Here is an 8,315-nt window from a genome sequence, read left to right on the forward strand (position 1 = left end):
GAGGGGCGAGCACAATCTCGTGCTCAATGTGAATGTCCCCGATGTACCCTCCCGAGGCGATCTCCGGGGTTTGAGCATTACCGAACTCGGCGATCGGTTCTACTTCACGGGGGTGCGGGAGATCGAGAGAAGGGAGAAAGAGAGGGTTTTTGTCTTTGAAGAGATTCAGCGGGACCCCTTCTTCCTCGAGAATTCCGATTTCCAGGCGGTTTGGGAAAAGAAGGTATCGGTGACTCCCCTGCGGCCGAATCTCACCGATTACCTTGTTCGGAGAAGACTCATGGAACTCCTCAAGGGGTGAGGCGATGTGAAGAGGTGGGTCCAGGGTCGGTTGGTGCTCCGGGGGAGAGTACAGGGTGTGGGATACCGGTACTTTGTGCTCCGCAAGTCTCAGGAGTTCGATGTCACCGGCATGGTTCGGAATCTCCCCACGGGAGAGGTAGAGGTTATTGCTGAGGGTGAAGAGGAAGAGGTGCGGCGTTTCTTTGAGGAGGTCAAGAAAGGCCCTGCTTCAGCCCATGTCGCTTCCTGGACTGAAGAGTGGTTCCCCTTCAGCGGTCTCTACCACGACTTTCGAGTAGGGTACTCCTGATGCGCAAAGACGAAGCGGACTACCGCCGCAGAATCATGGTCGAGAATCAGCTCATCGCCCGAGGTATATCTGACCGGCGGGTCCTTGAGGCTTTTCTCCGGGTTCCGCGTCATTTCTTTGTTCCCGAAGAGTACGAGGACTTGGCCTACCAGGATTCCCCCCTTCCCATCGGGAGTGGCCAAACGATTTCCCAGCCGTACATCGTGGCCTTCATGCTTGAGCTTTTAGAGTTGCAGAGGGAACACCGGGTTCTTGAAATTGGCACGGGATCGGGATACCAGACGGCACTCCTTGCCGAACTCGTTCTTGAAGTGTACAGCATAGAACGTCTCCCGGAACTCCTTGAGGAGGCGAAGAAGCGCCTTGAGCTTCTCGGGTACACCAATGTTTTCCTTTTCTTGGGGGATGGGAGCAAGGGCCTTCCGGAATTTGCTCCATATGACCGAATCATTGTGAGTGCCTGCGCAAAACGCGTCTACGACGCGTGGGTTGAGGAACTCAGGGATGGGGGATGCATCGTCCTGCCCCTTGAAGATGGAAAGGGACAGAGTCTTGTTCGCGTCTGGAAGAGGGGGAAAAGGCTCATTTTTGAGAATCACGGGGGCTGCATCTTTGTCCCTCTGATTGAGGAAGATCAATAGCCCACACGAGAAGGTAAACTCCTGCGGCTACGGCGAGGGTAGAGGGAGCCGTCCATCCCCTGAAGAGATTCGCTCCCAGAAGCTCCGCAATGACTACCCCTCCGCCCGAGAGCATGCTGGCAAGTGCCGCTTTGGCACTCTTTTTCGTTTTTCCAAGGATTCCAAGGACCGTGGGCACAATGCTTAAAAGTCCCAGGGAAGATGTCACCGAGAGGAGGGCGATGAGGTTGAACCGCCCAAGGGCAAAGAGAAAGATGGCGCTGCAGAGGAGAGGGATGAAGATGTACTGTGCAAGGGAGAGCTTCGTCTTTTCCGGAATGCGCTCCGGGAGAATGTCCTGAAGGAACATAGAGGAGAGGGTGAGGATGATTGAATCAGCGGTAGAGACGGCAGCAGAAATTATTCCCACAACGACGAAGAGGGCAATCCAAGAGGGGATAGGGAATTCAAGGAGGAGTTTCGGTGTGGCAAGATCGGGGTTCGAAAGGCCGGGAAGAAGGACTAAGGCAACAAACCCCAGGGTCACGGTGATGAAGGTGTACACGAATCCGTACCCGAGGAATCCTGTAATGGTCTTCCGCATCTCTCTGAGATTTGCGGGGACAAGGAGCCTCTGGAGGACCTGAGGATTGGAGATGCTGAAGAAGAACCAGGGCAGGGACAGGTTCACAAAGGTTCGGAGAGAGAAGAATCCGTTACCCGGAACGGTGAGCCACTGGGGGTGAGTGGCCTCGACAGTGTGGAAGAAGTTTGCCAACCCTCCGAATGAGCGATTGATGAGGAAGGATACGAAAGCGACGGAACTTGCTACCATGATCCCCGCTTGAAGGCTGTCTGTTGCCGCTACAGAACGCAGGCCGGCGACTGCTGTCCAGAGGATTATGAAAAACGTGGCGAGGAGAATTCCCTGGAGGTAGCTCATTTTTCCCCGGGACAGGACCTCAAGGAGGTACCCGATGCCGGTGAGTTGCACGGAGGTATAGGGGACAAGGAATCCGCAGGCCAAAAGAGCGTATACCGTCCCTACGAGACGATTCCCGTAACTCACGCGCAGGACCTCTCCTGGACTCACGCATTCGTTTTCCTTTCCGAGCTTCCAGAATACCGGCCCCACAAGGACTGCCCAGAAAAGTCCCGAGAGGTAGATGAGCTCAAATCCCAGGGCTCCTACACCGCCCCGGTACGTGAGCCCCACAAGGCCAAGCATCATGAAGGCGCTGTATGTTGTAGCTCCGTAGGAGAGAGAGGCTATGAGCCAGTGGAGTTTTCGCCCTGCGAGGAAGTACTCCACAAGGCTCAAACGAGCTCCCCTGCGTACTGCCAGAGCGAAGATGCTTCCCCATCCGGCGTAAACGGCAATGGCAAAAAGGAGAAGGTACTCACTCATGCCAGGACCTCATGGCGGTGTAGAGTAGGGCTATGGATGCCCCCGCAAAACCGTTCCAGAAAAGGAAACTGCCACTGAAGCGCGGTACCTCAGAGAGAAGTGTAAACGGCAAAAGGCAAGCCAGGGCAACAAGGATAGCAAAGGCAACAAGGACAGCTCTTTTCACCTTTTTCCCTCCACTTTGCTACAATGTAACAAATACCCTGCACGGAGTCAAAGGGGGATGGAGAATGCGGAGAGCTTTTCTTGTGATCGACATGTTGAATGATTTCGTCCATCCCAGTGGGGTGCTCTTCGTGGGGCCTCAGGTTGAGCAGGTTATCGCTACCATTCGGGAGCTCCTCAGAACCCGAAGAGAAAGGAAGGACCTCATCGTATACGTGTGCGATGCGCACCGGGAGAATGACCCAGAATTCAAACTCTTTCCACCTCACTGTGTGGTTGGAACCTGGGGAGCTCAGGTGGTGGAAGAGCTTGCTCCAGAGAGGGGCGATCTTCTCCTTCCCAAGACGAAGTTCAGTGCTTTCTGCGGTACCCCTCTTGATCTCATCCTCCGAGAGGAAGGCATTACCGCTCTTGAGGTTGTGGGAGTATGTACGAATATCTGTGTCCTCTACACCTGCGCTTGGGCTAAGATGCTCCACTACGAGGTGACGGTGTTCCAAGAAGGAGTGACATCCTTTGACCTTGAGGCCCATGCATGGGCTCTGCGGGAGATGGAGAAAACCCTGAGGGTGGAGGTTCGGTGATGGCCGAGGTCATTCAATCCGCAGTGAATGTGAGCACCTCTTCCTCTTCGGTTATCGAGGAGATGGTCCATCGTCTCTCTTCAGTCCAGGGTCTCAAGGTGGCGGATTTTTCTTCCGATCCCGACCACAATCGCTCGGTTATCACTCTTCTTGGAAATCGGGAAGCCCTTAAAGAGGCGGTGCTTACCATTTTCGAGGTTGCCGAAAGGTATCTCGACATTCGCCTGCACCGGGGAGAACATCCTCGCATCGGTGCGGTGGATGTTGTTCCCTTTACACCCTGGAGAGAAGCAACCATGGAGGACTGTAAAACCCTTGCCTGGCAAGTAGGGGAAGGGATAGCGCGGCGCTTTCAAGTTCCCGTGTACTTTTACGGTGAGGCTGCAAAGAGACCGGAGCACCGGGACCTTTCGGTAATCCGTCGAGGAGGGTACGAGGTTTTGAGAGAAGAAATTGCAAAAGTTCCCGAACGTTCTCCCGATGTTGGTCCCTTGGCACTCCACCCCACCCTTGGAGCTACAGCAGTAGGGGCAAGGGAAGTACTCATTGCCTTTAACGTGAACTTGAAGACGACCGATGTTGCGGTAGCGAAAAGAATTGCCACCCGAATTCGTGAAGGGCTCCGGGCGGTGAAAGCTATAGGTGTCAACCTCAAAACTCGGGGCATGGTTCAGGTGTCGATGAATGTCCTTGATTTCCGAAGGAATTCGCTCCTTGAGATTTTCGAGCTTGTGAAGCTTGAAGCTCGGCGCTTTGGTGTTGACGTTGCAGGAGCAGAAATCATTGGTCTTGTGCCTCTTGAGGCTTTGTTGGCTCTTGCAGGCAATGTCCTTGGAATTCCGGATTTCAAGGTGGAGCAGGTTGTGGAGTACCATCTTGAAAATTTTTGACTTTTTTTGACAAAACCCCTTGACAGTTTGACCTTATCTGATTATAATGAGGGGCGGAAAAAGACCAGAAGGTGAAAGGAGGGATGGTCTATGGTAAGGAGAGGAGTTCCTGCTCGACGGGAGGAACGCCGGGTGAGTCCAATCCGGCGCCTTTGGGATCTCTTTGATCTGCGGAGCGATCTTGACGAAATTTTCGATGAACTCATGGAGGCACCCTTCTTCACCGCCCCATCGTGGTTTTCGAACTTCCCGGCAGTAGACGTAGCTGAAACCGAAAACGAGGTCATCGTAAAGGCTGAGCTCCCAGGAATCGATCCAAAGAACCTTGAAGTTCACGTCACCGAGGACTCCCTCGACATCAAGGGTGAAATTAAAGACGAATGGGAGGAAAGGGATGTTGGGTACTGCCGGAGAGAACGGTACTGTGGTGCTTTCGAACGGAGCATTGCACTTCCGGCTAAGGTGAAGCAGGACGAGGTCAAAGCACAGTACAAGGATGGAGTTCTGACCATTACCCTGCCGAAAGTTGAGCCGAGCAAACCCAAAGCTCGGAAGGTGGAAATTGAGGTAGCGTAAAGGGGTTTAGAAAAGGCCCCGGGAGAAGCTCCCGGGGCCTTTTCTTTTTTGGAAGAAATGTGTACAATTACCAGTAGGAGTCGGGGCGTGGCGCAGCCTGGTTAGCGCACACGGTTCGGGACCGTGGTGTCGGCCGTTCAAATCGGCTCGCCCCGACCAGTTTTCTGGGTGAGGCAATGATCTACTATTTGTGCAAATACCTCGCTCTCTTTCTTCTCAAGGTGTTCTGCTCTTTTCGTGTTCGTGGGAAGGAATATTTCCCCCGGCAAGGTCCCTGTTTTCTCGTCTCCAACCACTCAAGTTACCTTGACCCGGTGGTCCTGGGGTGTGCCGCTCCCCGCCGCGTGTACTTCGTGGCAAAGGAGGAGCTCTTCAGAAACCCCGTAGCGGCATTCTTTTTGCGGCAGCTCGGAGCCTTTCCCCTGCGTAGGGGCGAGGTTGATAAAGAGGCGATACGGACCATCTTCCAGCTCCTTAAAGAAGGAAAAGTGGTATGCTTTTTTCCTGAAGGAACGAGAAACGATGGCACTTTGGGGCCTTTTCGGAGGGGAGCCTTGAAGCTCCTTGAAAGGGCCGATGTTCCTGTGGTTGTGGCCAGTATCCGGGGAACGTATGAGAGTTTTTCCCGACACCGCAGAATCCCTCGTCCCTTCCCTATACAGGTGGTCTTCTCTCCCCCTCTTATACCCGATGCCTTTACCAGAGAGACCCTTGAAGGAGAGATACGCAGACGAATGGAGGCGGCTTTCCTTGCGCCGTAAGGTCTTTTTCTGGCTTCTCTTTTTTTGTGCCCTTTTTGGGGTTTCTTCCCCTTCTTTCGGTCTTTTGTACAGCGTCGATGCCGTCATCAGCGATGTAGGAGGGGAAAACCCCTTCTTGGACTATCCAGTGGGGATTGCTGTGGATGAGGTGGAAGGCAGGGTTTTCGTGAGTGATTGGGGGAACAACAGGGTCCTTGTCCTTGATCGGAGTGGGCGGTTCCTTCGGGAGATTCCGGGTTTGAAGAGCCCTGCTGGTATCGCCCTTGATGCCAAAAGGGGACGGCTCTTTGTGGTGGAGCAGAAGGGGAACCGGGTTGTCTTTTTTGACCTTGCAACCCTAACCCTTCAGGGAAGCCTCAAGACCCGAGGGGTAACGCTTTCCGAGCCTCGAGGGATCTGGGTGGCTGAAGACGGTACGGTGTACGTTGCCGACACAGGGCGGTCTCGGATTGTAGCCTTTGGCGAGAATGGAGAGGAAATTTTCTCTTTTGGTCGGGAGGGAATCGGTGACGATGAGTTCTACCACCCAAGAGGTGTGGCGGTAGATCCTTCGGGAAACCTCTGGGTGGTGGATACCCTTCACCACTGTGTAAAGGTTTTCGATGGACGAGGGAAATACCTTTTCCGCTTCGGTGAGGGACTGAATCAACCTCGATACGTTACCTTTTTCGGAAATTTCGCCTTTCTCTCCGATTACCGGAACCACCGTATCCTGGTGTACGACCTTGCGGGAAATCTCCAGGATTCAATTGGAGAAGAGGAAAAGCTTTTCTCCTTTCCTGAGGGCCTTTTTCTCGATAGCGGAGGTAAGCTCTGGGTTGCCGATGCAGGAAATAACCGCATCGTTCGGATTGATCTCGGGTACCTTGCTCATCCCACGGAGTACCTGAAGAGTCTCCTTGCAGAAGGCAAAGAGAAAGAATTTCTCGAGATTCTTGAGCATTTGTCTCCGGAAATCCGAAAGAGTCCGGAGGTTGGTCGCCTTCTCTTTGAGTTCTACAAAAAGAGAGGAGACCTCGAGTCTTCTATTACCCAGGCAGAGGAACTTTTTCTTACTGACGAGGAGAAACGAGGAGAGTGGAAGAGAACCCTTGGGGCACTCTACGCCGAAAAGGGGTACAAACTCTTCAAAGCAGGATCCTTGGAGGACGCAAAAGACTTCTTTCTTCGGTCCTTCCATTATGGTCGTTTCGCCTCACTTTTTCCGTACTTGTGGGTGAGTTTTCTCCGTGTGGGGGGAGAGTACCTGGGGCTTTTTGTGCTCCTTGTGCTCTTTGTGGTGCTCCTTCTTGTGTACCTGCGCTTGCGTGCGGAACGAGAAAGGAGGTGGCGCCGTTGGTGAGGAAAGCGGCAGTGGCAGGGTACTTTTACCCTGGTGAGACGAAGGAGCTCAAAGCCCTCCTCGACCATTTTAAGGCTGTTGCATCCCAAAAAGAATACCCAAAGGTTCAGGATACAAGCGGCATTGTGAGTCCCCACGCAGGGTATGTGTACTCGGGGATGACAGCTGCCTATGCCCATTACCTTCTCTCTCTTCTTCCCCCTGCGGAAACCGTTGTCCTCCTTGGTCCAAACCACAGGGGGATAGGCAGGCGAGTTGCTCTCAGCGGAGCAGAGAGTTGGCAAACACCCTTGGGGTTGGTACCCGTGGATTTGGAATCTCGGGAGTTCCTCCTCTCCTGTTCCTCAGCATTTGCCGTGGACGATCTTGCGCACCAATTCGAGCATTCCATCGAGGTGCAGATTCCCTTCCTCCAGTACTTTCTTCCTTACGAGTTTTCTATTCTCCCTATTTCCCTTCTTTCCCAGGACCTTGTGACCTCCCGTGCTCTTGGAGAAGCGCTCTTTGCCCTTTCTCAGAAAAAACGTATTATCCTTGTTGCAAGCAGTGACTTTTCCCACTACGAACAGGAAACCGTGGCAAAATCAAAGGACGCGGAGGCAATTGCGCGTATTTCTGCCCTCGATGTCGAGGGCTTTTACCGAGTTCTCCGGGAAAAAGATGTGAGCGTCTGCGGTCCAGGAGGCATTGCAGCGCTTATGGTCTACCATGCAAGGCGTGGGGGAAGAGAGGGGAAACTCCTCCACTACACGACAAGCGGAGAGGTTACCAAAGACACCCATCAGGTTGTCGGCTACGCAGCGATGTACTTCCCTCTCCCAGAATAAAAATTTGTTTAGGTCCACATCATGTGGGACACTCTACAATCCCAGTATCCCTCAGGTGCTCCCAGGGGTCCTCTCCCTAAACTCCAGTGGGGTCTTTTTCGATTATACACCTCTTCCGTCCACCTCTTGAGATGGTCCCTCATGGTCTTGAGATCAACGGCATCATCGTAGTAGGCGAGAACCTTCCCGGAAGGTCCGATTCAACCGTTCCACCACCCCGCCGATGAGGGGGACCGGGGAGGAAGGACGAAGAGCTCAATGCCATATTCTCTGCAGGCCTCCTCAAATTCCCCATAGAACTCACTCCCTCCATCTACTTGGATGCCCCGCACAGGAAAGGGACTCTTTGTGAGGAGCTCCTCGAGGAACTCCCGGGTTAACCTCTCGTGGCTCTGGTGTAGAGGGAGGCAAAGGCAAAGCGCAAGATACGCAGCTCCCAGAGAACTGCTTGTAGACCACTCCAGGAAGGGGGCGAATCTCCAGGGTATCGATGGCAACGAGGTCCCCGGGTTCTTGGGGAACATAGTCCTTGGGTTTCCTCTTGGCATAG

Annotated in this window: 11 protein-coding genes and 1 tRNA gene; 10 read left to right on the forward strand and 2 right to left on the reverse strand. The window is 53.6% G+C overall.

Features of this window, described 5'->3' with window-relative positions; translation table 11 throughout:
- The 3 genes from H5U36_07300 to H5U36_07310 all read left to right on the forward strand — a co-directional run.
- The coding region (locus H5U36_07300) for a hypothetical protein (protein MBC7217929.1) at positions 1-301 on the forward strand (301 nt) is incomplete at its 5' end.
- A 6-nt stretch (positions 302-307) separates the two neighbouring features.
- Positions 308-592: an acylphosphatase gene (locus tag H5U36_07305; protein ID MBC7217930.1), complete on the forward strand. Its 285-nt coding sequence runs from the start codon at positions 308-310 to the stop codon at positions 590-592.
- Complete coding sequence (locus H5U36_07310; protein MBC7217931.1) at positions 592-1,233, forward strand: protein-L-isoaspartate(D-aspartate) O-methyltransferase; 642 nt, start codon at positions 592-594, stop codon at positions 1,231-1,233. Before H5U36_07305 ends, H5U36_07310 begins: the two co-directional genes overlap by 1 nt.
- Here H5U36_07310 and H5U36_07315 read toward each other — a convergent pair.
- Together H5U36_07315 and H5U36_07320 are read right to left on the reverse strand one after the other, a co-directional pair.
- Positions 1,175-2,620, reverse strand: coding sequence for a sodium:solute symporter family protein (locus H5U36_07315; protein ID MBC7217932.1), 1,446 nt, complete (start codon positions 2,618-2,620; stop codon positions 1,175-1,177). The two genes, H5U36_07310 and H5U36_07315, sit on opposite strands and share 59 nt — an antisense overlap.
- Positions 2,613-2,786, reverse strand: coding sequence for a hypothetical protein (locus H5U36_07320; protein MBC7217933.1), 174 nt, complete (start codon positions 2,784-2,786; stop codon positions 2,613-2,615). The genes H5U36_07315 and H5U36_07320 overlap by 8 nt, the downstream gene beginning before the upstream one ends.
- A 64-nt stretch (positions 2,787-2,850) precedes the next feature.
- Between H5U36_07320 and H5U36_07325 the strand changes: the two genes are divergently transcribed.
- From H5U36_07325 to H5U36_07355, 7 genes are all read left to right on the forward strand, one after another.
- Positions 2,851-3,369, forward strand: a complete 519-nt coding sequence (locus H5U36_07325) for a cysteine hydrolase (protein MBC7217934.1) — start codon at positions 2,851-2,853, stop codon at positions 3,367-3,369.
- Entirely contained in the window at positions 3,369-4,259 is an 891-nt protein-coding gene (gene ftcD / locus H5U36_07330; GenBank protein ID MBC7217935.1) for a glutamate formimidoyltransferase, read from the forward strand. The genes H5U36_07325 and ftcD overlap by 1 nt, the downstream gene beginning before the upstream one ends.
- 90 nt (positions 4,260-4,349) lie before the next feature.
- Positions 4,350-4,835: an Hsp20/alpha crystallin family protein gene (locus H5U36_07335; GenBank protein MBC7217936.1), complete on the forward strand. Its 486-nt coding sequence runs from the start codon at positions 4,350-4,352 to the stop codon at positions 4,833-4,835.
- Positions 4,836-4,916: 81 nt separating this feature from the next.
- A tRNA-Pro gene (locus H5U36_07340) sits at positions 4,917-4,994 on the forward strand.
- A gap of 17 nt (positions 4,995-5,011) precedes the next feature.
- Complete coding sequence (locus tag H5U36_07345) at positions 5,012-5,596, forward strand: 1-acyl-sn-glycerol-3-phosphate acyltransferase (protein MBC7217937.1); 585 nt, start codon at positions 5,012-5,014, stop codon at positions 5,594-5,596.
- Positions 5,526-6,938 carry an NHL repeat-containing protein gene (locus H5U36_07350; protein ID MBC7217938.1) on the forward strand — a complete coding sequence of 471 codons (1,413 nt, stop codon included), beginning with the start codon at positions 5,526-5,528 and terminating at the stop codon, positions 6,936-6,938. Before H5U36_07345 ends, H5U36_07350 begins: the two co-directional genes overlap by 71 nt.
- On the forward strand, positions 6,932-7,765 hold the full coding sequence (locus H5U36_07355; protein ID MBC7217939.1) for an MEMO1 family protein: 834 nt from the start codon (positions 6,932-6,934) through the stop codon (positions 7,763-7,765). The genes H5U36_07350 and H5U36_07355 overlap by 7 nt, the downstream gene beginning before the upstream one ends.
- The last annotated feature ends 550 nt before the right edge of the window (positions 7,766-8,315 follow it).

Source organism: Candidatus Caldatribacterium sp. (genome assembly GCA_014359405.1).
Classification (GTDB): Bacteria; Atribacterota; Atribacteria; order Atribacterales; family Caldatribacteriaceae; genus Caldatribacterium; species Caldatribacterium oleiphilum.